This is a genomic window from Flavobacterium dankookense, assembly GCF_004362665.1.
Lineage (GTDB): Bacteria > Bacteroidota > Bacteroidia > Flavobacteriales > Flavobacteriaceae > Flavobacterium > Flavobacterium dankookense.
The window spans coordinates 35,711-60,548 of record NZ_SNXR01000013.1 but is presented as its reverse complement, the minus strand read 5'-3'; the positions used below and the strand labels follow the sequence as shown (position 1 = coordinate 60,548).

The window sequence follows — 24,838 nt, the reverse complement described above, 5'->3', positions numbered from 1 at the left end:
TTTTATCTTGTTTTTTTTCTAATTCTAAAAAGGATATCTAATAGCTTAGTTCCTAATTCAATTCCTAGAAAAGATATAATGTATTTTACAAGTGCTGCTTTCTTGCTATGAGTGTATTTAAACAAATACAAATAGGCAATTAACCTGTTTTTTACCAATTGTTTCTCATCATTCGATAAATTGGGATAAATGACAAAACAAGTACTATAATGAAACGAAAGATGTCCTAAAAAAAGATGACTTAACGGGTCGTTTTTAGCTATAAATTCAGGACACCATTTATCGAGAATAAACAAAATACTTTCAATACTTTTTACATCAGCAGTAGAAGTCACACTTCCTTCTCTGTTAAGCAAAACAACATAAAAATCTTCGTTTATTGCATCAATTTTATTGGCCTGTTTAAAAACATTGAGAGTCCAATCTACATCTTCAGCTTTTATACCTTTCACAAAGAACAGCTCGTTTTGGAGTATAAACGCTCTATTAACAACTGTTATCACAGCGGAAGAAGGAAATAGACCTGTATCAAATAAACTTTTTAAAACTTCAGTTTTTGTTGCATTTTTGGAAATTTCAGTTTGGTATTTTTTATTGGAAATCTCAACTCGGTTAGTGTTTAAATTAATTTGTTTCCAATAAAATAATAGAATATCAACATTTTTACTTTCCGTCAATCTATTGACAACTTTTTGAATAGCATTATTATCATCCCAATAATCATCAGAATCAAGAAACATCAGATAATCGCCTTTAGCAGCTAAAATTCCTTGATTTCTAGCATCGGATGCGCCACCATTTATTTTATGAAGTACTTTTACTCTGCTATCTTTTGAAGCAAAATCATCACAAATTTTTGGTGAGTTATCTTTTGAACCATCATTAACGAGAAGTAGTTCAAAATTGGTATAACTTTGATTGAGAACGCTTTCTACTCCTTTTTTGATATAATTTTCTACGTTATAAACAGGTATTATGACACTGATGAGCATGATTTACTTTTTGTTTAAATTTAATTGCTTGTCATAATTATATCTGGCGTAAAAATATAGCACAATTCCAAATGGAATGGCTAGTATCGTTAGCAACTTATTAGAACTTTTACTAAAAAATTGTTTGTCTTTTAATATTATTGAACTGTTTATGTAATGGATACATTCCATAAAACGAAGCTTGAATGTAGGTGAAATTTTCATCAACATAATCCTCATATGTTGAAAACCTCTCGCATTGGTAAAATATTGCTTGAATTTGTTCATACTCGCTCCATCGGGCAAATATTCAACTATACAAACAGGTTCGTTAAGAATTAGAATGGTATAATCACGTTCAAGAAAATGCTGTTTCCAATACAAGGAATAAAACTTTTCCCCTTCAAAAACAGGAATTGGTGGATACTTTTTTAAGTAAGCTGTTACAGCAATACATTTTTTATCGCCAACCACTTTATGAATTTTATTTTCATTGTAGATTACAATTTTACAACCCCAACCTTGAAAAGACTTTAAATCATCTGGATATTTATCGCCAAGAATTGATCCGTCTTTCGTAGCATCGAGTGCATAAATTGCTCCAACATTTGGATTTTTATTCTTTAACCAAAATGAGAGTATTTTTTCTATTGCATCATCAGTTACATAATCATCTGAATCGATGCACATATTTAGTTCTGTATCAATCAACTCATAAGCTCTGTTATGAGCCGTGTGCATTCCACCATTTGGTTTATAATCATATCTAATTTCTATCAAGTTTTGGTCTTGCCAAGATTTCACTAGTTCATTAGTTCCATCAGAAGAACCATCATCAATAATTAACCACAAAAAATCAGTAGATTTTTGTCTTACCAAACTTTCGTAAAGTTGATGTAAGCAATAAGCACGATTAAAAGTTGGGGTAAAAACGGTAAGTGTTTTCATGGTTTTAATTATTTCCTCTTAGGATATTCATTATATAAGTAAATGCAAAATAAACAAAAATCAATCTTCCCATAAGTTTATGTTGTTCGCTAAAGAATTTCCTTTTCAAAAAAGGATAAATGATAACGATTCCCATTAAAAACCAAGATAAATAGGCAAATCTATTGCTAAAAGATGCTCTAATAACTAGTATCCAAAAAGCGTTGGCAATCAAATAAGTATTGCAAATTAAGCTATATGTTTTGTCTTCAAATTTTTGCTTTATGATAAAATACCAAACTGCATAAACACCACTCATACTATACAATAAGAAATCCCAACGAAAACCAGTAGATGAAAACTGCTCCGAAAACTCATCCGTATCAGACAGATATCCAACCGTTCTCTCTGATTCTACTAAATCGTTAAAAAAGAGTTCTAGAGAACCACCGAGAACAAGAGATAATGGAATACATAAAAGCCATCCGTATAGAAACCATTTCGTCTTGTCTAATGAAATAGCAATTAAAAAAGCAGCTGCAGGAATCATCATTGCGTTGTGAGTAAGATAACTAATTCCAATCAGCGCGAACATTAGTAGTCGTTTTTTTTGGGAAATTCCATAAATAAAAATGGTAGTTGCAATTCCATTTCTAATACCATTTACAGCATAACCCCAAAATGAAAAAGATATAACTAGCATTAAGAAAGCATAAAACCAGTATTCTTTGAATAAATTTTTACTAGCAGAATAAAGCGGATATATGTATAGCATTGCGCACAAGAGAAAGAATATTTCATGTGTTGCATTTCTGGCACAAAATCTCATAAAAACTTGAAAAATATAATCGTTTTCATTTCCTAAAAAGTCTTCACCACTAGCATACCGTTCCAGATAATCTCTGTAGGTTGTCATATCACCAAATATTGGATCTATAGGACGAAAACCAATATAGCTTATAACAAAAACTAACAAAAAAATTCCAAAAGCGTTTTTGGTACTTAAGTTTATTTTACTTGTTAACTCTTCTCTAAAAGTTGAAATAAAAAAAAACAGCATAAAAAACAACAAAATATTATAATATATTGTAGTATAATACTCTATTGGAACTAATGTATTCAATTGTTGTTATATTTTAGGATTGAATCGCACACCGATTTTGTGAATTTTTGTCCAGCAGATTTGCCCAGGTGAACGCCATCATAGGTTGGAAAAGAACTCATGTTAGATGTAAAATCGAGATACTGAACTTTATTTTCATCAGCAACGTTTTTCATTTGAAGATTAAAATCGTTCCAATAGCTATTTTCTATAGCTACAATATCATCACTGCTTGGCATTCTAACTAAAACAACTCTTCCGTGGTTTTTAAGAAACTTTATGGTTTCACTTAGTTTTTGAACTCTGTAGTCTGATTTTTTCCATTTTTTAATAAATCCACCATACAATTCTATTTGTGTTTTTTTCCAACCGTTTAAAGTTGCTTTATCAGTGGTTAAATTGGTTTCTTCTAACCATCCATCATCATGAACAATAGAATTTTTTCTTATGACAGCTTTAAAATGAAAGTATTCGTAATTTTTGAAAAAATATTCAACATTAGGATTCATGTTTACATAATTCATATTTCCTGGCGGAAAGGATTCTTCAAAATAGACTCCGTTTTCAAAATCATCTTTATCCCTTTGTGAGAGTATGTAAGGATGAACCGAAAGAATAAATAATCCGTTTTTAGTATCTGGATTTATTTTTGATTTAATACTTTTCAATAAGCTTTCGCCATACGAAACTTGAGCTAGCGTAAAACTAAAATTATACATTGGTAAATCAAATGTATTGCTCAAATTTTGATTAAACACCGTTGGTTGCAATCCTTGAAAACTTCGAGAGTCTCCAATGATTAATGACGATTGCGCCGGTGAAGAAACTTTACCATAGAAATAATCTACATATCCAGCATATCTATTTAATAAAAACAATATGATACCTGTAATAAGTATTGAAAAAACTAGAAGTCGTAGTATAAACTTTTTCATCTAAAATTGGAAATAAATGAATGAATCAGAACTTGCACCAAAAAATAAAATCAAAATAAAGACTAATAAATAAATGATCCATCTAATATAAGTATGTCTAACATTTGATAATTCTAAACCATGCTTTTTCTTTCTTTGAATCCACTCTACAAAAAGTAAAATGAATATGTAAATAAATGGTTTTAAATCAACTTGAGGAAAGCCATATGCTTTAAAATTAAACATTTTAACAACATAAACCCAAGCTTCTGTAACCGTTTCTGCTCTAAAAAACACCCAAGCAATTGTAGTTAGGATAAATGTAATTGTGATTTGAATAACTTCTTTGATTGATGGCAAAAATGAATTTTCGGCAACTATATTGGTGTTGTTTCTGTTTAATTTAAAAACTACTAAAGGCAAGATATACAGTGCATTCAAAGCACCCCAAATAATAAATGTCCAATTGGCACCGTGCCAAAAACCACTGACTACAAAAATTATAATTGTATTTCTAACTTGCATCCACATTCCGCCTTTGCTTCCGCCAAGTGGAATGTATAAGTAATCTTTAAACCAAGACGATAAAGAAATATGCCAACGACGCCAAAACTCTGCAATATCTCTAGAAAAATAAGGGTAATTAAAGTTACGTAACAATTCAACACCAAATAATCGAGCAGTTCCAAGAGCAATATTAGAATATCCTGAAAAATCACCATAGATTTGAAAAGCAAAAAATACTGCTCCAACAAATAACGAACCTGCATTTAATGATTCTTGGTCTTTAAAAACATGATTTACAACCGTTGCACAATTATCAGCAACTACCACTTTCATAAACAATCCCCAAAGTATTTGTCGTAATCCATCAACAGCTTTTGTGTAATCAAAATGGCGTTCGCGTTGAATTTGAGGTAATAAATGAGTGGCACGTTCTATTGGTCCGGCAACGAGCAAAGGGAAAAAACTAACAAAAACAGAATAGTCAACTATATTTTTTTCTGGTTTAATTTTATCGTTATAAATATCAATCACATAGGATAATCCATGAAAAGTATAAAACGAAATTCCAACTGGAAGAATAACTGAAATAGTCCAAAAATTAGCATGGAAACCAAAACCTTCTAATAATTCTTGAAAAGAGCTAATGAAAAAATTATAATATTTAAAAATTCCTAAAAATCCTAAATTAATACCAATACTGAGCCAAAACCAGAATTTCTTTCCTTTTTGAGAAGCAGCTTCGTGCATTTTTATACCTGTAAAGTAATCTAAAAACGTTGAAAACATTAATAGAAACAAAAACCTATAATCCCAACAAGCATAAAAGAAATAACTTGAAACAAGTAATAAAATATTTTGACTTTTACTACTGCTCTTGGCTAAAATCCAATAGAGCGCAAAAACAATAGGAAGAAACAATAAGAAGTTAAACGAATTAAAAACCATTTTATATCTATTTGAAGCAAATATATTTCTTTTTATAAACTTACCATAAAAAAAGGATGTTTATTGGTCATAACATCCTTTTGAAAACTAGAAAATTAATTCTTTTATTTATTGTTTTTTACAATTTTTTTAATCCCAAATCCTTCTTTTGTAATTACTTTGACATAATAAACGCCCTGTTGGTATGAAGTTAAATCAAGTTGGGTTTCTAGCTCGTTGTTTTGTATTTTAGTTTGTATAATTCTTCCGTTAGTATCAAAAATCATAACCGAACTTATTTCGTTTTTAGTTGTGATAGTTAGCACATCTTGTGTTGGGTTTGGTACAATTGAAACAAAAACTCCATCTACTTCCACTAATCCTAATGCTTGCGAAACAACTGTAATTGCGGGTTCAGTAACGATAGGGAAATTATAATCAAAATAAATACTTGCCGTGTTGCTAAAAGTATCATTTAGTTGTAAATTATTTTTTGTTTTAATTTTAAAAACTATATAACCATCGTTTGAAGCATCATCAAAAGGAAGATTAATATTTTCAAAAATAAATTCCACTTTATTCGAATTTGAAATTTTTGTTACAAATGGATGACTACTATTAAGTGCTTGAAAACTGCTAACATCAAACTTTGAAACATCCAAATTATCTACTACAACTACATTTTGAGCGTTTGCCGTACCAGTATTTTCAAATCGAATCATGTAATGAACATAATCGCCAACTTTGTTTAAAGGAATTGTATTTCCTTCAAGGCATCTTTTGTCGTTTGGATCAAATGAGTTTACCACTTCTTGATTGAAAACAAAAGTATTGTCTGATGGTGTTTCGTCTTCTAGATTTCCTATAATTGAAGCGGTATAATTCAAAATAGAACCACTTTCTAACGGTGGATTATCGGTTGGTGCATTCAAATTAAATGTTACATAAATTTCTTTGCTTTCAAATGGCGCTAAAGAAACAAAATCCCAACTCAAAGTAGTTGTATTTTGTGATGAAACACCAGGAATAGATGAAACAAATTCCTGAAAATCGTTTTGGTATTGAAAATTTACAGAACCTGTTAAGGCAACAGTTCCTTTATTTTTATATGTAATTTTATAAAGTGCATCAAAACCTGGTCTTTGGATTGTTAGTGGAATAACAATAACTTCTAAATCGGGATGAGAACCATTAAAAGAAGCACAGAAATTTTGAACAAAAGGACTTGTTTGTGCAGGAAAAGAAACCGTAATTGATGCCGGTGATACAGTAAAATAAGATGGGATTTCAAAAACTGGTGTTATAGTATGCGAATCTTGTTGTACTGGTATAGAATAATTTCCTGTTGCATTTGGAATAATAGTTGTTGAAGCAGTACCATTTGTAATGTTCAGTTTTAGATTTTGAACTACAGTATCGTTACTATCGCAACCATTATCATTCAAATCAACACGTGAATTTCCATTGATAGTATAAAAAACGCCACCCGGAACAAAACTACAATAAGAGTTTACAACACTAGTTGTAAAGCCTCTTTCTAAAAGATATTCTTGAACTAAAGTTACTTCATTTTCGTTGGCACAAACATATTCTAAGTTTGGCAAATTATATAAAAATAGATTATCTGTAATTAATAAATAAGTTGTTCCTATGCCATTTTTTAAATTTAGATTTGTTAAATTTGGATTATTATAGCAAAACACTTCAACAATTCCAGACCCAATCGAACTTAAATCAATAGAAGTTAATAAATTGTCACTTAAACTTAACATAGAAATACAATTATTTGTTGTTACTGGTGGAAGAGAAAAATTTGTTAACAAATTATTATTACATCTAACTTTCCACAAACATGTATTAGGAAATATAAGCTCTGTTAATTGATTATAACTACAGTCAAAATCTCCACCAACAAAATTTAATACACCTAGTGAAGTTAACTGATTGTGAGAACAATTAAAATTAAAAAGTTCTGATACATCAAAACTCTCAGCATCTAAAGATGTAAGATTGTTGTAACTACAGTTAAATTCTTGTATAAAAATTGGAAGCAGTGCTGAAACATTTATAGATGATAACTGGTTGTTGTTACAATAAAATCCAATAATGCCTTCTGCAATATAATTCTGAATATCTAATGAAATTGTTGTGATTTGATTATACTGAATGTCAATTCTATTGATTAGGAAAAAAGAATAATCAAAAGTAGTTAAAGCATTATTCCTTGCCTCAAAACTCCTGATATTGCTGGGCTGATTGATTAAAATTGAATTAATTTGATTATAATTACAATTTAAAACATTTAAAGCAACATTCGCTGTTAAATCTAATGAAGTAATTGAATTGTTTGCACAAAGTAAGCTTTTTAAATTTTCAAAGTTTGAAATTCCGTCCAATGATTGAATCGCAGAATTACTAACATTAATTTCACCAACAAGCAACGCTTCAGATACCTCAATCTCATTATTTCCATTCGCATCAATTGAAATTGGGTATCCATTAGAATTAAAAACAATATAATTAGTCGGATTTGAAGATAACAGTTTATTTTTAAAATTTAAGTCAGGAATGTTTATAATTTGAGCGTTTAAGTTTATCATTAAAAAAAATAAACTAAAAGAATAAAATTGTTTCATAGGAATAGATTTCAGGGGATTTTCCTCAAATATAAATAATAAAAATAATATCTTAACCTATGTTCAATCCAAATAAGCTTTCGTAACTATTTTTAAATCAAACTTTGAGAGAAGTTCAATTTTATTGAGAAGCAATTTCTGCTTATACTTTTCATCTGATAAAATTAATTCTAATGCATGAGCAAAATCTTTTTCCTCACTTGTAATTTCATCGTTATTTGGAATTGCTAAAACTCCTTTAAAGAAATTTGGTGTGATAAATCCGCTTTCTGTTTCGAGAAGATTATCTGTTTTTTTCATTTCCCCTAGACTCATCAACTCAATAATACCATCTGTACAATTAGAAGAAACAACAGGAACTTCACAAGCAATTGATTCAACTATAACGTTCGGTGTTCCTTCATAATTTGAACTCAATGCAAGTATTTTTGATTTTTTTAAATATTGATATGGATTTGATTTTCTTCCTAAGAAAAAAACTTTATCCGATATTTTTAACTTTAAAATTAAATCTTGCAGGTAGCTTTCAACATTTGAATCTCCATCTCCAATGAAAACTAGCTTCAAATTTTGATGTTTTTTTTCTATTAAACTAAATGCTTTTATCAAATGCCAAGGCGATTTTTGAAAAGAAAATCTACCTAAAAATACTATTACATCGTTATTAAATAATTGTTTTTCATCTTCTGAATCAATAGGAATATTAGACAAAAATTCTATATTTTCTATGTCGTGCGGATTATAGATTACTTTTAATTTTTGTTTGAAAGCAAAACCGCAATTTTCAATTAAATCTTTCTTGATAGCGTCACTGATACAAACTACTTTATCAAAAAAATAGTAAGTGGATTTATAGGAGATTTTTGAAATTGTATTAAAAAAACTTTTGTTAATTAATTCAACACTCTTGAGTGCGTGAATACTTGCTACTTTGTGTTCATTTGTAAAAGACAATGAAGAGAAAAAGTTAGCCATATCACCAAAAGAAATTGAATGCGTAATCTGATTTTCTTTGATGATTTTACGAATCATCATTGGCGCTTTGAAGTAAAACTTTAATCGTTGGGAAGAAGACATTTCTGAAAAGTCAATCTCGGATAAAGCAATTTCATCATTTCCAAAACTAATTATATCATCCTTTAGCCTAATTATTTTTAAAGCTTTGACTTCATAATTTTGTTTGGAATAATGGTTGTAAAAGTTGAGTGCCAATCTTTCCATTCCACCAACACTTCCATAAGGCATAATTAGTAAAATTTTTTTCATGACAATTTTTTCTTAATTTCTCTAAGTTTTAAAATTTCAATAATTTTATTAATCGTATTCACTCCAAAAACTTTCATCAAACTTCGTTTGATATTGGGTAGAAATGTAGTTTTTTTAGAAATCCAAGACATTGCAAAATGATGGATGGTGTAGGTGTTTTTTGTGACAGTAACAATTCCTGTTCCTTGATTTTTTGCGCAAAAATAATCAACTGGAAACATCATCAATTTAGAACTATCTGATGAATATGATATCTTTTCATCTGTGCTCATTTCAGTTACAACTTTAGTTTTTCCTATTTGCTCCATCATTATACTTGGCAACGTTCGGATGTCTAATGTCGTATCTGATTTTATGAATTCTCTATTTTTATAATATTCGAGACATTCACCAACCCATTGTGTTTTTAGTTCAGCTCCAAAAACTCCAGCTTCAACAATTCCTCCACCTTCAGTTCCAATAAAATAGGGTAATTCTAATAAATCATTAAAGCTTTTTACCACTTCAACATCAGTATCCATATAAATTCCGCCATAATTATAGACTGCATAAAGACGAATGTAATCAGCTGCAAAAGCATACTTTTTGGTTTCAAAGGCTTGTTTGACCCAAAGTGAATCTTCAAGATTGAACTTAGCTGTATCCCAAAGTATAAACTCATAATCTGGAAGTTTTTCTTTCCAAGTAGTTATACATTTTTCAATACTATCTGGATATTTATCTCCGCTAAGCCAACAGTAGTGTATTATTTTTGGTATCATTACTTGCTTTTGAATAAAAACTATTTTTTATTAATAAATGCTCGGCATTTTTCTTTCATTGGTTCTGCTAATGCATGGTGTTTTCCTAAATTTTTAACAATAGTATTTTTAGAAATTTTTCCATCTAAAGGAAAATTAGCAGTAAACTCTCCTGTTTTTGTATTCACATCAACTCGATTAAATAAATCTAAAATTCCATCAAAACGGCATGAGTCTACAAAACTGTCAAATCCGTTAACAAAAATAACTGGTGTTCCCATTGCTAAACAAGGTAAAGCACAATGAATACGGGAAGTGATTACCAGTTTTGCTTTGGCATATTGATTTAAAATATCTTCAGCCATGGCAAATTTTTGATCATCAGAATAAGTGTTTGATGGTGGTTGTTGATTGATATATTTAGCTGATTTTAATAAGTCTGCGTCTATAAAATTACTAACATGCTTTTTTCTTTCACCTAGTTTGAAAATAGTTCCATTTTGGATACTTCTCAAAAAATGTTTCCAATCATAAGTCACTTTTTCCCATGTTGGATAACTGTATAACGGATCAACGATATATATATCATCACCACGCAAAGAATCATCAACCTTGTAGGTATCTAATGTTAAAGTTAAACATCCAGAAAAATAAGCATCAATACCTTTCGATTTTAGCAAATCTGCCGTAAACTGGTCGCGACATCCAATTGGTTCGTGTTTTTTTAGATAAGCAATTCCTTTATCGTTTAACATGCCTGGTGCTGCAGTATTGTTTACGTGAAAAGAAACAAAAAACGGTTCAATATCTTCGGATGGAACCCAATTGTTATAATTGTGAGTGAACCAACCATTCATTATCACTTTCATTTTTTCACCGTGATAATCAGCAAGATGTTCTCTATTTATATAAGTATCCAACTGAGGTAGATATTGTTTTGCTGCTAAACTTTGCACATTATCACCAACATTGAATGATTTTTTATTTTCTTCGTATGTAAAAATACCGTATTTCATGCGTTTGAAATTTTTATAATTTTCTTCTTAAATCTAGATATAATTGAAACAACTTAGGGAACTTATTGATGATTTTAAATTTAAGCTCGTTTTGTTTTTGTACTTTTTCTTGATTCTTGTTAACTATTTCATCTAAATTTAGGTTGACAAAGGTATTGAAATATTCTAACTCTGAATTTTCATCTTTAATAATGTAAGGTTTGGAAATAACTTTCGCTTTATCTTGTAGGCATTGCCACTCATATTTTACTCCAACAGACATTACAGCATTCTTATCAAAATTCTTCAAAATGAGTTTATAAAAATCATTTGAAACTTCAAAACCATAGTCATTTGGATTTTGACCTTCAAGAATGAAACCTAGCATTGTTCGCTGACATTTTGGACATCGGCTACAATTGTATCCTTCTCGAAGTTCCGAATAACAAACTCTGAGTTTTACTCGATATCCTGTTTTTTTTGCAAAAGCAACAATGTTTTCAATCTTCTCAGTTCTTCTCAAATGAAATCCATCGTGGATGACTTTTTGATTAGCCCATTTTACTTTTTCATCTGTTTCTGATGTTGAACCCCAACCAAAATTAACTTCACCAGTATTGGAAGAGGCAATTAATGTAGTTGTTATTCCATGAATGTAACTTAATGGCGCAATCAAACTCAACAAAGCCATACCATGTTGAATTTTTCCCCACCAACCTAAACCAACTAATAAATCAACTTCATACGTATAAAATGTTCTTAGATTAGACTCAACATAACAAACTCTTTCTTCTTCGATAATTTCTTCTTCGAGATTGAATGTTTTAAAATCATTCCAACGCTTTTCATCTTTAATTTCAATATCTGCTCCGTGAATTGATATTAAAAATGGTTTCTTTTCAATATTTCTTGTTAGCGATTCAAATGCATCTAAACCACCACTAAAAAGAAGACCATAATTGTCTTTATCAAATGTGTTGGCAACTAATTTTTTAACATGAAGTTTTGTGTCATTTTTTATCTGTGGAAAATGAATAGCAAACTCTTTTTTTAATTCATGAAGTGAATTATAAAATGTTTCGTCTAATTCGTCAACATAAACATCAAAACCAACAAACCATGCTATTGGCATCACACTCGCTAAAAATGGAATTGTATTAATACTATTCGGAATACTTGAAATATCCTCCTGATAATAAACATAGTAAAGTTCTTTTTTATTAAAATACTTTGCTAAAGAAGTATCATAAGAATATCCGAAAGTCAACTTCTTTCCTTTCTCAGAATAGGATAAATTATCTAATTTGAGCATGACTATTTTGATTTAAGAAATTTAGGTAACATAGAATTTATAGTTTGTCTTTCCTCTTGATTCATTCCAAATCTAAACATCAAAAGTGAAAAAATAGATACGAATATTGATATTTTTACTACCAAATTAAACCAATTATTTCCAGGTAAAAAATTAAGAAGCCAACCAAGAATTAAAATTAATAAAAATGTTGGTACAAGTTTATTTGCTAATTCTTTAAAAAAACGAAAAACATTGAGTTGTAATACATTTTTATAATAAAAATTCATAATGATTTGGCTTAAAATCCATCCTGAAGTTGTTCCAGTAATTAAACCTAAACTTCCGAATTTTTTTGAAAGAAAAAAACCTAAAATTGTTCCTAAAACAATTAAAGTTATATACGTTTTTGCTTTAAAGGAAAATAAATTTTTAGATTCTAAAATTGAATTAGCAAAAGATTGTACTAATGGTAATGTATATGAAACCATAATTATTAATGCAATTATCCATGAATTTTGATATGTTTTTCCAACCCATAACAGAATAAATTGCTGTCCATACAATATAAATCCTCCAAGAATTAATAATAAGGTTATAAAAGAAAAACGTCCAATTCTTATCATCATATCAGTCATTTCATCATTGGTTGCGTTTTGAACAGTCATTTTTGTTGCTCTTGGTAAAAAAACTCCAGAAATTGCAGTCGAAAAAGCGCCATAGTATGTTCCAAGCATTATTCCAACTCCATAAATGGCAACGGCTGTTGTTCCAGAAATCATTCCTAAAATCACTTGTCCAGATTGCCATTGAAACTGACCAACCATTGCAAATAAGAATATCCAAAAGGAATACTTAAATATTTCTTTGATTAATATAGACTCAAGTTTGTGCAATTTTATAGTAACATTTAATTTTTTAAAAACAAAATACGCATTAATAGCTATTACTAAAAGGTTGACAATTGTATCTAGAATAACAATTGAAATAGAATCTCCTCCATAAATCAAGATAGAAACTAGTAGTAATGACCTAACGATATACTTAACAATATTTAACATTCGGGGAAAAACAAATTGCTCATATGCGCTTGATATTGCTGCAAATGCGCCACCGGGAAGTGTTATTGCTAAATTAAAAATTAGAATTGCAAACATCACTTTAGCCTTTCCAATTTCGGTTGGGCTTAACTTTTCAAAAACTGATTCAATATTGAAGTATAATGCGATACCAATAATTATTATTAAAGAAGCTATAAAAGCATAAATAATCATGGTTGTAGCTAGGAAATTTTCTTCGCCTTTTTTGTCTTCTAATGCTCTAAATCTAGATACAAATCGAATAATTGCATTATTTAAACCAAAATCTAATACACTGATATATCCAATTAGTGAACCAATAAGTGTATAAAGACCATATTCTGAATCACCTAATTTATGAATCATAAAAGGTGTCAATACTAATCCTATTCCATTGGTTAATAGTATGGTAACATAGGATAATAGCGCACCTTTTTTAAGTTGGCTCATTTATTTAGCAGTTTATGAATATTGCTTTTCGTAATATTTCTTATACTCACCAGAAGTTACATTTTTTAACCAATCGTCGTTGTTCAAATACCAGTCTATAGTTTGTGATAATCCTTCTTCAAAAGTTACTGATGGTTTCCAACCTAATTCTTTTTTTATTTTTGAAGCATCGATCGCATATCGCAAATCGTGTCCTGGTCTATCTTTTACGTAAGTGATTAATTTTTCAGATTCACCAGAAACTCTTCCTAGTTTTTCATCCATTTTTTGGCAAAGTAAATTTACTAAATCAATATTTTGCCATTCGTTGAAACCACCAATATTGTAGGTTTCATGATTTTTTCCTTCATGAAAAACTAAATCAATAGCTACAGCATGATCAATTACATAAAGCCAATCACGAGTATATTTTCCATCGCCATAAACTGGTAAAGGCTTATTAGTGATGATATTATTTATAAAAAGTGGAATTAATTTTTCCGGGAAATGATTTGGTCCATAATTGTTGGAACAATTTGTTATCACATAAGGCAAACCATAAGTTTCACCATAAGCGCGAACAAAATGGTCTGAACTTGCTTTTGAAGCTGAATAAGGTGAATTGGGATCGTAAGCTGTGGTTTCACTAAACAAACCCGTAGCGCCTAAAGTTCCATAAACTTCGTCAGTAGAAATGTGATAAAATCGTTTATTTTCTTTATTATCGTTCCAAATGGTTTTGGCAGCATTTAATAAATTCATGGTTCCGATAACATTTGTTTTTACAAATGCCAATGGATCGGTGATTGACCTATCAACATGAGATTCGGCCGCAAGATGAATTACACCATCGAATTGATGTTCTTTGAACAAATCCATAATAGTTTCACCATCAGTAATATCCGCTTTTAAAAAAGTATAATTTGGATGGTTTTCTATATCAGCTATATTCTCAAGATTACCTGCATAAGTAAGCGCATCAAGATTGAAAATTTGATAATTTGGATAATTGTTCACAAATCGACGAACAACATGTGAACCAATAAATCCTGCACCTCCAGTTATTAAAATCTTTTTCATCTTTTAAAGTCTTCCGTCTGCTTTATCTTTTAAAACCCCTTTTACATCAAATAAAACTCCATTTTCCTTTTTCAATTTTGACAAATCGATAGCTGTAAACTCGTTATGAGCAACACCAAGAACAATTGCATCAAAAGTTTCAGTAGGTAAATCATTAGTTGTTTTTAACTGATATTCGTGCTCAACTTCGGCTGGTTTTGCCCATGGATCAAAAATAGTAACTTGAATTCCATAATCTGCCAGTGCATGAACTACGTCAACAATTTTAGTATTTCGAACGTCTGGACAATTTTCTTTAAAAGTTATTCCGAGCATCAATAATTTTGCGCCATTAATAGTTACTCCTTTTTTTATCATTAGCTTAACTACTTGTGAAGCAACATATTCACCCATACTATCGTTTAGTCTTCTACCTGCTAAAATAATTTCAGGATGATATCCTTTTTCCTGAGCTTTTTGAGCTAAATAATAAGGATCAACACCAATACAATGTCCGCCAACTAAACCTGGTTTGAATGGAAGAAAATTCCATTTTGTACCTGCTGCTTCAAGCACTGCATGCGTATCTATTTCTAATAAATTGAAAATTTTAGCCAATTCATTTACAAAAGCGATATTGATATCGCGCTGTGAATTTTCAATAACTTTTGCGGCTTCAGCCACCTTTATTGATGGAGCTAAATGAGTTCCAGCGATGATAACTGACTTGTATAAATCATTGACTTTTTGACCTATTTCTGGAGTTGAACCCGAAGTTACTTTTAGAATTTTTTCAACAGTATGTTCTTTGTCTCCAGGATTTATTCTTTCTGGAGAATAGCCTGCAAAAAAGTCTACATTAAATTTCAACCCACTAATTTTTTCTAAAACTGGAATACATTCTTCTTCGGTAACACCAGGATAAACTGTTGATTCATAAATCACAATATCACCTTTTTTCAATACTTTTCCAACCGTTTCGCTGGATTTGTACAATGGTGTTAAATCTGGCCTATTGTTTTTGTCAACTGGAGTTGGAACAGTAACTATATAATAATTACAATCTTTTATATCATCCATTTGATTACTACAAAAAAGTCCATTTTCGTTAGAAGATGAAGTAACTAATACTTGCTTTAAAACGTCTTCGTCAACTTCAAGTGTTGAATCGGTTCCGGCGTTTAACTCACTTATTCTTTTTTGATTTATATCAAACCCAACGACAGGATATTTAGTTGCAAATAGTCTTGCAAGTGGTAATCCTACATATCCAAGTCCGATGATTGCTATTTTAATATTCATGAAATTTTTCTAATTAAAATTATAATTTTATTGGCTTACAAATATACTTATTTAACTAAGAACCAATTGATTGATAAACAAAACCTATTGATTTCATTTTCTCAGCATCTAACAAATTTCTACCATCAAAAACAAAGGCTGGTTTTAACATACTGTCATATATTTTTTGCCAATCATAGTCTTTAAACTCATCCCATTCCGTTAATATTGCAACTGCATGAGCGTTTTTACAAGCCTCATAAGGATTTTCATATGACGTGATATGTTTTTCATTTTCTGATGCAGTTCTTGTTTCAAGATAATCTAAATCAGATAATACTTGTTTTTGGCTTACTTTTGGATCAAATAAGGCTATGTAAGCTTGTTCATTTATTAAATCATCAGCAACATATATTGCGGCAGATTCTCTTGTATCGTTTGTATCTTTTTTGAAAGCCCAACCCAGAAATGTAATTTTTTTTCCAGAAACAGTATTATATAATGTTTGTACAATATTTTTTGAGAAACGTCTTTTTTGATGGTCGTTCATTATAATTACTTGTTCCCAATAATCAGCCACTTCATTTAGTCCAAAAGCTTTTGAAATATATACAAGATTTAATATATCTTTTTGAAAACAAGAACCGCCAAAACCTACAGATGCTTTTAAAAACTTAGAACCAATTCTACTATCCATTCCGATAGCTTTGGCTACTTCATTTATATTTGCTTCAGTTTTTTCGCATAGTTCAGACATTGCATTAATAGAAGAAACACGTTGAGCTAAAAAAGCATTTGCTGTTAATTTTGATAACTCAGATGACCAAACATTAGTTTTAAGAATTCGTTCTCTTGGAACCCAATTGGCGTAAACATCAACTAACGCTTCAATCGCTTTTTGACCTTCAGGTGATGTTTCACCACCAATTAAAACTCTATCTGGATTTAATAAATCTTGGATTGCAGTTCCTTCGGCTAAAAATTCAGGATTTGAAAGAATTTGAAATTGAACTCCATTTCCAGTGTTATCTAGGATGCTTTTCAATGCTTCAGCAGTTCTAACAGGTAAAGTAGATTTTTCAACAACTATTTTATTATTCTTTGCCACTTTAGCAATTTGCCTAGCACACAATTCAATATGTTTCAAATCAGCAGCCATTCCTTTTCCTGTGCCATACGTTTTTGTTGGTGTATTTACAGAAATAAAAATAAGTTGTGATTCATCGATCGCTTTATCAACATCAGTAGAGAAAAATAAGTTTTTACCACGTGTTCTTGCTACAATTTCATTTAAACCAGGTTCATAAATTGGTATATTATTTACATCTTCATCATTCCAATTTGCAATCCTAGTTTCATTTAAGTCAACAACTGTAATTTTTATATTTGGACATTTTTCAGCAATGACTGCCATTGTTGGTCCACCAACATAACCTGCTCCAATACAACAAATGTTTGTAATATTCATTTGTAATCTATTTTAGATTTTCCCAATACCATTTCACAGCCACTTTTAAACCATCTTGAAATGAAAATTTAGGATTATAATTTAATAATTGTTTTGCTTTATCAATACTTGCTAGCGAATGAGGAATATCGCCAACTCGGTTTGGTCCGTAAATTATATTTACATCAGCAATTTTCGAATCAAATTCTGATAAATATTTTTTTAGATAAAACACCATATCATTTAGTGTTGTTCTATCACCAAAAGCGGTGTTATAAACGGTATTAATTGCTGCGTTATTTTGTGTTGTAATAGCTAACTCATTCATTTGAATTACATTATCTATATAAGTAAAATCTCTCGAAAAATTACCATCACCATTAATTATTGGACTTTCATTTTTCATAAGTTGCATTACAAACTTTGGAATTACCGCTGCATAAGCTCCATTTGGATCTTGTCTTCTTCCAAATACATTAAAATAGCGAAGTCCAATAGTTTCTAATCCGTAAGTTTTACTGAAAATATCTGCATACAATTCGTTTACATATTTTGTAATAGCGTAAGGAGAAAGCGGCTTTCCAATTTTATCTTCTACTTTTGGTAAACTTTCTGAATCGCCATATGTTGATGAACTTGCAGCATAAACAAATCTTTTAACTCCAGCATCGCGAGAAGCGGTTAACATATTCAAAAAACCTGAAACATTAACTTCATTACTAGTAATTGGATCATTAATTGATCTTGGCACCGAACCTAATGCCGCTTGATGAAGAACATAATCAATGTCTTTAACCGCAATTCTACAGGTTTCGATATTTCTAATATCGCCTTCAATAAGACGAAAGTTAGGATTTTTTAAAAATGGTTCAATATTATATTTATGTCCAGTCGCGAAGTTATCTAAACAAGTAACTTTATTTCCTTTTTCAAGGAAATATTCACATAGGTTGGAACCAATAAATCCAGCTCCACCTGTTATTAAAATGCTATTTTGTGTTGAACTCATTATTTTCTTTTCAAAAATTTATATTTCAACTTTTCAAAAAATCCTTTTGGAACATCATCATCATGGTATCCATTTGAATAGCCATATCCGTAACCATAACCGTAACCATAACCATAACCGTAGCCTGTTCCGTATTTTGCTTTATTTTCATAACCGTTAAACACAATGCTGATATTGTTCAACTCACCGCGTTTTGTTCTGTTATTTAATAAAGTTAGCATTTCTTTTTTGGTGAAGTTTTGTCTAACAACATATAATGTAACATCACTAAATTGTGCTAATTCTAGCGCATCAGAAACTAATCCAACTGGCGGTGTATCTAAGATTATATAATCATATTGTTTTTTCAATGAGGTAATCATTTCTTTCATCGATTCTCCCAGAATTAACTCAGAAGGATTTGGAGGAATTGGTCCAGAAGTAATTACATCTAAATAAGGTATATGCGTTTTTTGAATAATCTCATCTAATCCTTTTTGACCAATTAAATAATTTACAGCACCAAAATTATTTTGAATATTAAAATCATCAAAGATTTTTGGTTTTCTTAAATCTAGTCCAAGAATGATTGTTTTTTTCTCGCTTAAAGCAAAAACGGTTGCTATATTAATTGAACAAAATGTTTTTCCTTCACCACTGACTGATGATGTCAGCATCAACGTTCTTGCGCCTTCATGAATTTGCTTCTTATATAAAAATTGTAGTGAGGAACGAATTGCTCTAAAAGACTCAGCAAGTGCTGATTTTGGCCTTTCAAAAACAGAAAGATTAGAATCTGTATGTTTTATACCAACAATTCCAATAAGTGGAATTTGAGTTATTGCAGAGATATCTTCAATATTATGAATTGCATTATTAATGAAAAATAATAAAAACACCACAACGAGCGGAATAAGTAAACCTATTATAAATGCTAAAACATAATTTACAGTTGTTTTTGGTCCAAGTAATCCACCACCAACATCTTTAGCTGTATCAATAAATCTTATATCTGAAAGATTCGCTGCTCTAACAATTGAAGCTTCACTTCTTTTTTGTAAATAGGTATTATAAATATTATCACTTAAATTATACTTCCTAGAAATTTTTAAATACTGCTGTGAGCTTTCTGGCAATCTTCTAATTTCACCTTCAATACTCGCTAATTTACTATTAACTTGATCTAAATCATATTGCAATGTAGCTCGATAAGAAGTAACATTTTCAAGTAGAACTTTTTTAAGAGATTCAATTTCATTATCTATTTCATCAAAATAAATCGTTCCTTTTACGGCCTTTCTTATTTCAAAACGCTTTACAGATAATGTTATAAGTTTGGCAACATTAGCTGAAATGTTTGGCTCCTCAATTCCTGCTATCGTCGGTGCAGGCAATTTTGAATAATCAACACTATTTTTAAGATAATTTTTTAACGAGTTCAGATAAGCTATTTTTCTTTCAACACCATCTTTTTGAACATCATACTGAAGAAATCGCCCTTTAAAATCAGCACCGTTATCCTGAATATCCAAAACATTATTTTTCCTGCTAAAATCTTTCAATTCATCTCCCGAATCTTTTAGTTGTCCTTCCATTGAAGCTAGTGTCTCGTCGATAAAGGCAATTGTGTTTTTTGCAAATAGGTTCTTATTCTCTAATTGTGTTTTTATTAAAACAGCTACTGTAGTATTCAGATAATCAACCATTCGTTGTTTATTTGTTCCTTCCATATTCAATCTCAGAATTGAAGCTGCCTTTTCATCTATATTGATACCAATATTTTTATATTTGGATACGGTTTCGTTAAATGAGTTAAAACGGATTAATACTTCTTCTCCGATATTCAACTTAACCGAAGAATCTCTGTCTAATTTCCAATTTAAAAATGGCAAAACAACTTGTTGTCCAACTTTATATTGTTTGCTAAACTCATTGTTTTCTACATCAATAAACTTGTGAGAGTCATCTATGTATCTAACAGTTTCAATTGAGCCTGAGTCAAATGGTATTGTCAAAAGATAAGTGTCTGAAGAAATCATTTTAACTTTCAAGAACTTCGAATACACTTGGTATTCAGAAGGATTTATTCTCACTTTAAAAGGCACTTGCCCATAAACATCTTTGAAATAATAATCTGTTTTAGTATAATAATCAGTGTAAAACTGGAGACTATCAACTACAATTTCATTGTGTGATCTTGACTTAAATGTTGTTGCGATACTCTGTACCTTATCCGAAGTTCCACCCCAATTAAAAATTAAACTGGTGTTTGAAGTAAACAATGGGTTATTTTCTTCCGTCACCGAAATAACTGTATCTATCCCATAAATTTTTTGCTTTCTTATGTTTACTTGATGTGCAATTGTAAAAGTGATTAGTAAAGAAATTAGAAACCATTTCCAATAACTTACTATTTTGACCAAGAAACTTTTAAAATCAAAACTATTTTGTTTTTCAAAAAATGAAAAATCTTTAACTTCCAGCATGGATAAATTGAGTTTATCTATTAAGTAATAAGTAAGTTGTTGTGGCCAATGACAATAATGTTATTATTGTTGAAAGCGATTCTATTCCAGTTCTTCCTGTTCCCCAAGTTTTTTGTTTTAACGGTTTTACATAAATATAATCATTGGGCTGAAGTTGATAAGCAGGTGAATTTACAGCATTAGAATCAGTTAAATCAATATGATAGGTTTGGTTCCCTTGAGGAAATCTTCTAATGACAACTACATCCTTTCTATTTCCAGTAATTTCTATATCACCTGAATTCGCAATTGCTTCCATTATATTTACTCGATCTTGATACAAGACTTTTGTTCCGCTACTAGAAACTTCACCATTTACAGTATACCTAAAACCTCCTAATCTAACATTTACAAATATCCCAGCTTCTTTATTAAAGTATTCTTCTAATAACTTCTTTTCTACTTTAATTCTGACTTCTTCAAATGTGTGACCAAGAACATTAATTTCTCCTAAAACTGGTAGTCTAATATTTCCGTGATCATCAACAACATAACCATTAAAATATATCGCTTGTTCATTGTTTACTGCTGAACCTATAGTTGAGTTAAATATTTCAACAAGTTTAGGATCCATAGCCTTTATTGTAACGTTTAATAAATCATTTACCTGAAGTCTGTAAGGCTTGTCCGTTATAGCTTCAACAGCCTTATTATTATCCTTGTTTTTATTTTCTTGTAGATAGATTAAATCCTTTGTTGGAATGCATGATGTAAAAAACACACTTATGAATACCAAAAGAAAAATATTGTATTTATTCATTATCTGTAATAACTTGTTAGCCAACAAAGATAGTTTTTCAATTCTAATTACAAAAATGTAGAAAGCTATTATTTTGTTATGACTTATTTATTGATAATTCGAATGGAACTCGGTGCAAAATACTTCTTCCAAGCGTAACTTCATCAGCATATTCTAATTCGTCGCCAACAGCTATTCCTCGTGCGATTGTTGAAGTTTTTATTTCACACTCTTTTATTTGTTTGTAGATATAAAAATTGGTTGTATCGCCTTCCATTGTTGAACTTAACGCAAAAATCAACTCCTCAATTGTTCCTGTCTTTACTTTTTCAACTAATGAATTAATTGTCAACTGACTTGGACCAACGCCATCAATTGGAGAAATTTTACCTCCCAAAACATGATAAATTCCTTTGAACTGATTGGTGTTTTCAATAGCCATAACATCGCGAACATCTTCAACCACACAAATAATTTTATGGTTTCGAGCCGAATTATTACAAATTTCACAAACCTCAACGTCGGAAATATTGTGACAGGATTTACAAAACTTAATCTCTTCTCGCATCGTTGTTAATGCTTGCGACAAAAACTGAGTTTGTTCCACAGGTTGTTTTAATAAATGTAAAACTAGACGAAGTGCTGTTCTTTTACCAATTCCAGGTAATTGCGCCATTTCGTTGACTGCTTTTTCTAACAATTTCGAAGAAAATTCCATTTGACAAAAATAGTGTAAAAAGAGAAAAGAAAATAGAACAAAGAATGCAGAGTTATCTATTCTCTATTTTCTTTCTTCTATATTCTGTTTTATTTCTATTTTAGCACAACAAAAAATCACACATGTCAGCAGGAACTATTTTAGTCATCATCATCATTTATTTTGGAGTTTTAATTCTAATTTCAAATTTAGTTTCAAAGAAAAGTTCGGATAATGATACTTTTTTTAAAGCCAATAAAAATTCAAAATGGTATTTAGTTGCTTTTGGGATGATTGGAACAGCATTGTCTGGCGTTACTTTTATTTCGGTTCCAGGAAATGTTGGTTCACCTGAAAGTCAGTTTAGTTATTTTCAATTTGTTTTAGGAAATGCTATTGGATTTTTGATAATCGCTAAAGTTTTACTTCCGTTGTATTATCGGATGAATTTGACTTCCATTTATGGTTATATAGAACAACGACTTGGTATAGTTAGCTATAAAACAGCCGCTTCTATTTTCTTGATTAGTAGAACAATTGGCTCGGCTTTTCGATTGTATTTGGTTGTAATAGTTTTGCAACGCTATGTATTTGATTTCTTTGATGTTCCGTTTGCAGCAACGGTTTTAATTTCGCTCGGATTAATTTTTGCTTATACCTATCGCGGCGGATTAAAAACGATTATTATTACGGATACTTTACAAACTTTTTTCTTAGTTTCTTCGGTGTTTTTGACGATAATTTTCATTTGCCAAAGTCTAGATTTATCGGCAATTGAAGCTTTTGAAGCGGTAAAAAACAGCAATTATTCCAAAATTTTCTTTTATGAAGATTATCTAAAAGGGAATTTTGTTTTGAAACAAATCCTTGGAGGAATTTTTGTTACTATCGCTATGGTTGGACTTGACCAAGACTTGATGCAAAAGAATTTAAGCTGTAAGAACATAGGCGAAGCTCAAAAAAACATGTTCACTTTTACTGGAATTTTTGTGGTTATCAACATCTTTTTTCTTAGTGTTGGTGCATTGCTTTATCTTTTTGCGACTAAAAACAATATTGAAATTCCGATGGTAAATGGCGTTGCACGAACGGACTATCTTTTCCCGGAAATTGCGTTTAATCATTTGGCAATTTTCCCTGCTATTATATTTTTGTTAGGATTAACGGCTGCCACTTTTGCTACAACAGATAGTGCTTTGACGGCTTTAACTACTTCGTTTTGTGTGGATTTTCTAAACATGGACAAAACTGAAAACGCATCAAATCCTAAAAATGTAAAAAAGCGACATTTGGTTCATTTAGGTTTTTCGCTATTGATGTTTTTGGTGATTATCGTTTTTAATTCTTTGAATGACCAATCGGTTGTGACGATGATTTTTAAAGTAGCAAGCTATACTTATGGTCCGTTATTGGGATTGTATGCTTTTGGTTTGTTTATGAAATCGAAAACAGTTCACGATAAATTTGTTCCGTTTATTTGCATTATTTCTCCATTGGTTTGTTTTTTCTTGGCAAAAAATTCGGCAGTGCTTTTTGGGAATTATGTTATTGATAACGAATTAATTATCATCAACGGATTGATTACGTTTATTGGTTTGTTGTTGATTAGTAAACCAGCTACTTCTGAAACTAGATTTTAAAATTTAACCACGAATAACACAAAATATTTTTGAATTTTTGGAACGCGGATGACGCAGATTTCACAGATTCACACGGATTTTTTTTCCAAAAGTTCAAATGGATAACTTTTTAGCCCCGATTGAAGTGGAAATCCTGTCATTGCAGAGCCAAAAGTTTGATGAGATTAGCTTACGCTCAGTTCGCTTCGCTCGTGTGTCTTCGTTCCTCGCAATGACAGATTGTAACGAAAAGCGGGAAAATGGCTTATAAAATGCCTGAACGATTCGCTCCTAATATTGATTGGTTGCAAGTAATACCAAAGTACATGCGATTTCAACCTTGATTCCATTGCTTTGCAGAAGTTGGTAAAACTCTGGATTTTCGGTTCCGGGATTGAAAAGTACTCTTTTGGGTTTGGTTTCGATGATGTAGTTGTAGTATTCGCGCTGACGAACTGGGTTTAAATACAAGGTTATAGTATCGATATTTTTTAGTGGAATTTGTTTTGTGTAGATTTTTATTCCGGCAACTTCACCTGCATTTTGCCCGATTGCCAAAACGGAATGTCCTTTTTCGGTTAGCATTGTGATGGCTTTGAAAGCGTATCTTTCAGGTTTTGTTGTAGCTCCGAGAACGAGTGTTTTCTTGTTTTTCATATTGCAAAATTAGTGAATATTATTTTTTATTTAACGTTGCCTTTT

At 30.5% G+C, this 24,838-nt stretch carries 20 protein-coding genes; 1 reads left to right on the top strand and 19 read right to left on the bottom strand.

Features of this window, described 5'->3' with window-relative positions; translation table 11 throughout:
• Positions 1-2 precede the first annotated feature (2 nt).
• The 18 genes from BC748_RS06830 to recR form a co-directional block, all read right to left on the bottom strand.
• The gene (locus tag BC748_RS06830; protein WP_133532735.1) at positions 3-992 is read right to left on the bottom strand and encodes a glycosyltransferase family 2 protein; all 990 of its coding nucleotides are present in this window, start codon (positions 990-992) and stop codon (positions 3-5) included.
• Positions 993-995: 3 nt separating this feature from the next.
• The gene (locus BC748_RS06825; protein WP_133532734.1) at positions 996-1,919 is read right to left on the bottom strand and encodes a glycosyltransferase family A protein; all 924 of its coding nucleotides are present in this window, start codon (positions 1,917-1,919) and stop codon (positions 996-998) included.
• Between the two features lie 4 nt (positions 1,920-1,923).
• Positions 1,924-3,021 carry an EpsG family protein gene (locus BC748_RS06820; RefSeq protein ID WP_133532733.1) on the bottom strand — a complete coding sequence of 366 codons (1,098 nt, stop codon included), beginning with the start codon at positions 3,019-3,021 and terminating at the stop codon, positions 1,924-1,926.
• Positions 3,018-3,935, bottom strand: coding sequence for an SGNH/GDSL hydrolase family protein (locus tag BC748_RS06815; RefSeq protein WP_133532732.1), 918 nt, complete (start codon positions 3,933-3,935; stop codon positions 3,018-3,020). The genes BC748_RS06820 and BC748_RS06815 overlap by 4 nt, the downstream gene beginning before the upstream one ends.
• Positions 3,936-5,366 (bottom strand): MBOAT family O-acyltransferase, encoded by a 1,431-nt coding sequence (locus BC748_RS06810; RefSeq protein WP_133532731.1) that lies wholly within the window; start codon positions 5,364-5,366, stop codon positions 3,936-3,938.
• Positions 5,367-5,470: 104 nt separating this feature from the next.
• A complete protein-coding gene (locus tag BC748_RS06805; protein WP_133532730.1) occupies positions 5,471-7,981 on the bottom strand; it encodes a DUF7619 domain-containing protein in 2,511 nt (836 codons plus the stop codon).
• Positions 7,982-8,044: 63 nt separating this feature from the next.
• Positions 8,045-9,247, bottom strand: coding sequence for a glycosyltransferase (locus BC748_RS06800; protein WP_133532729.1), 1,203 nt, complete (start codon positions 9,245-9,247; stop codon positions 8,045-8,047).
• The gene (locus BC748_RS06795; protein ID WP_133532728.1) at positions 9,244-10,008 is read right to left on the bottom strand and encodes a glycosyltransferase family 32 protein; all 765 of its coding nucleotides are present in this window, start codon (positions 10,006-10,008) and stop codon (positions 9,244-9,246) included. The genes BC748_RS06800 and BC748_RS06795 overlap by 4 nt, the downstream gene beginning before the upstream one ends.
• Positions 10,009-10,028: 20 nt before the next feature.
• On the bottom strand, positions 10,029-11,003 hold the full coding sequence (locus BC748_RS06790) for a polysaccharide pyruvyl transferase family protein (protein ID WP_133532727.1): 975 nt from the start codon (positions 11,001-11,003) through the stop codon (positions 10,029-10,031).
• A gap of 13 nt (positions 11,004-11,016) precedes the next feature.
• Positions 11,017-12,294 carry a hypothetical protein gene (locus tag BC748_RS06785; RefSeq protein WP_133532726.1) on the bottom strand — a complete coding sequence of 426 codons (1,278 nt, stop codon included), beginning with the start codon at positions 12,292-12,294 and terminating at the stop codon, positions 11,017-11,019.
• Between the two features lie 2 nt (positions 12,295-12,296).
• Positions 12,297-13,802 (bottom strand): oligosaccharide flippase family protein, encoded by a 1,506-nt coding sequence (locus BC748_RS06780; protein WP_133532725.1) that lies wholly within the window; start codon positions 13,800-13,802, stop codon positions 12,297-12,299.
• A 12-nt stretch (positions 13,803-13,814) separates the two neighbouring features.
• Complete coding sequence (gene rfbB / locus BC748_RS06775; protein WP_133532724.1) at positions 13,815-14,861, bottom strand: dTDP-glucose 4,6-dehydratase; 1,047 nt, start codon at positions 14,859-14,861, stop codon at positions 13,815-13,817.
• 3 nt (positions 14,862-14,864) lie between these two features.
• On the bottom strand, positions 14,865-16,142 hold the full coding sequence (locus BC748_RS06770; RefSeq protein WP_162846424.1) for a nucleotide sugar dehydrogenase: 1,278 nt from the start codon (positions 16,140-16,142) through the stop codon (positions 14,865-14,867).
• Between the two features lie 55 nt (positions 16,143-16,197).
• Positions 16,198-17,589: a UDP-glucose 6-dehydrogenase gene (locus tag BC748_RS06765; RefSeq protein ID WP_133532723.1), complete on the bottom strand. Its 1,392-nt coding sequence runs from the start codon at positions 17,587-17,589 to the stop codon at positions 16,198-16,200.
• Positions 17,590-17,596: 7 nt separating this feature from the next.
• Positions 17,597-18,577 carry an SDR family oxidoreductase gene (locus BC748_RS06760; protein WP_133532722.1) on the bottom strand — a complete coding sequence of 327 codons (981 nt, stop codon included), beginning with the start codon at positions 18,575-18,577 and terminating at the stop codon, positions 17,597-17,599.
• A complete protein-coding gene (locus BC748_RS06755) occupies positions 18,577-21,042 on the bottom strand; it encodes an exopolysaccharide transport family protein (RefSeq protein WP_133532721.1) in 2,466 nt (821 codons plus the stop codon). The genes BC748_RS06760 and BC748_RS06755 overlap by 1 nt, the downstream gene beginning before the upstream one ends.
• 13 nt (positions 21,043-21,055) lie before the next feature.
• A complete protein-coding gene (locus tag BC748_RS06750; RefSeq protein ID WP_133533059.1) occupies positions 21,056-21,841 on the bottom strand; it encodes a polysaccharide biosynthesis/export family protein in 786 nt (261 codons plus the stop codon).
• 76 nt (positions 21,842-21,917) lie between these two features.
• Positions 21,918-22,538 carry a recombination mediator RecR gene (gene recR / locus BC748_RS06745; protein WP_133532720.1) on the bottom strand — a complete coding sequence of 207 codons (621 nt, stop codon included), beginning with the start codon at positions 22,536-22,538 and terminating at the stop codon, positions 21,918-21,920.
• A gap of 122 nt (positions 22,539-22,660) precedes the next feature.
• Here recR and BC748_RS06740 point away from each other — a divergent pair, with 122 nt between their 5' ends.
• The gene (locus BC748_RS06740; protein WP_133532719.1) at positions 22,661-24,157 is read left to right on the top strand and encodes a sodium:solute symporter; all 1,497 of its coding nucleotides are present in this window, start codon (positions 22,661-22,663) and stop codon (positions 24,155-24,157) included.
• Between the two features lie 270 nt (positions 24,158-24,427).
• On the opposite strand, the gene BC748_RS06735 is transcribed toward BC748_RS06740, so the two are convergent.
• Positions 24,428-24,793, bottom strand: a complete 366-nt coding sequence (locus BC748_RS06735) for a CoA-binding protein (protein ID WP_133532718.1) — start codon at positions 24,791-24,793, stop codon at positions 24,428-24,430.
• Positions 24,794-24,838: the final 45 nt, after the last annotated feature.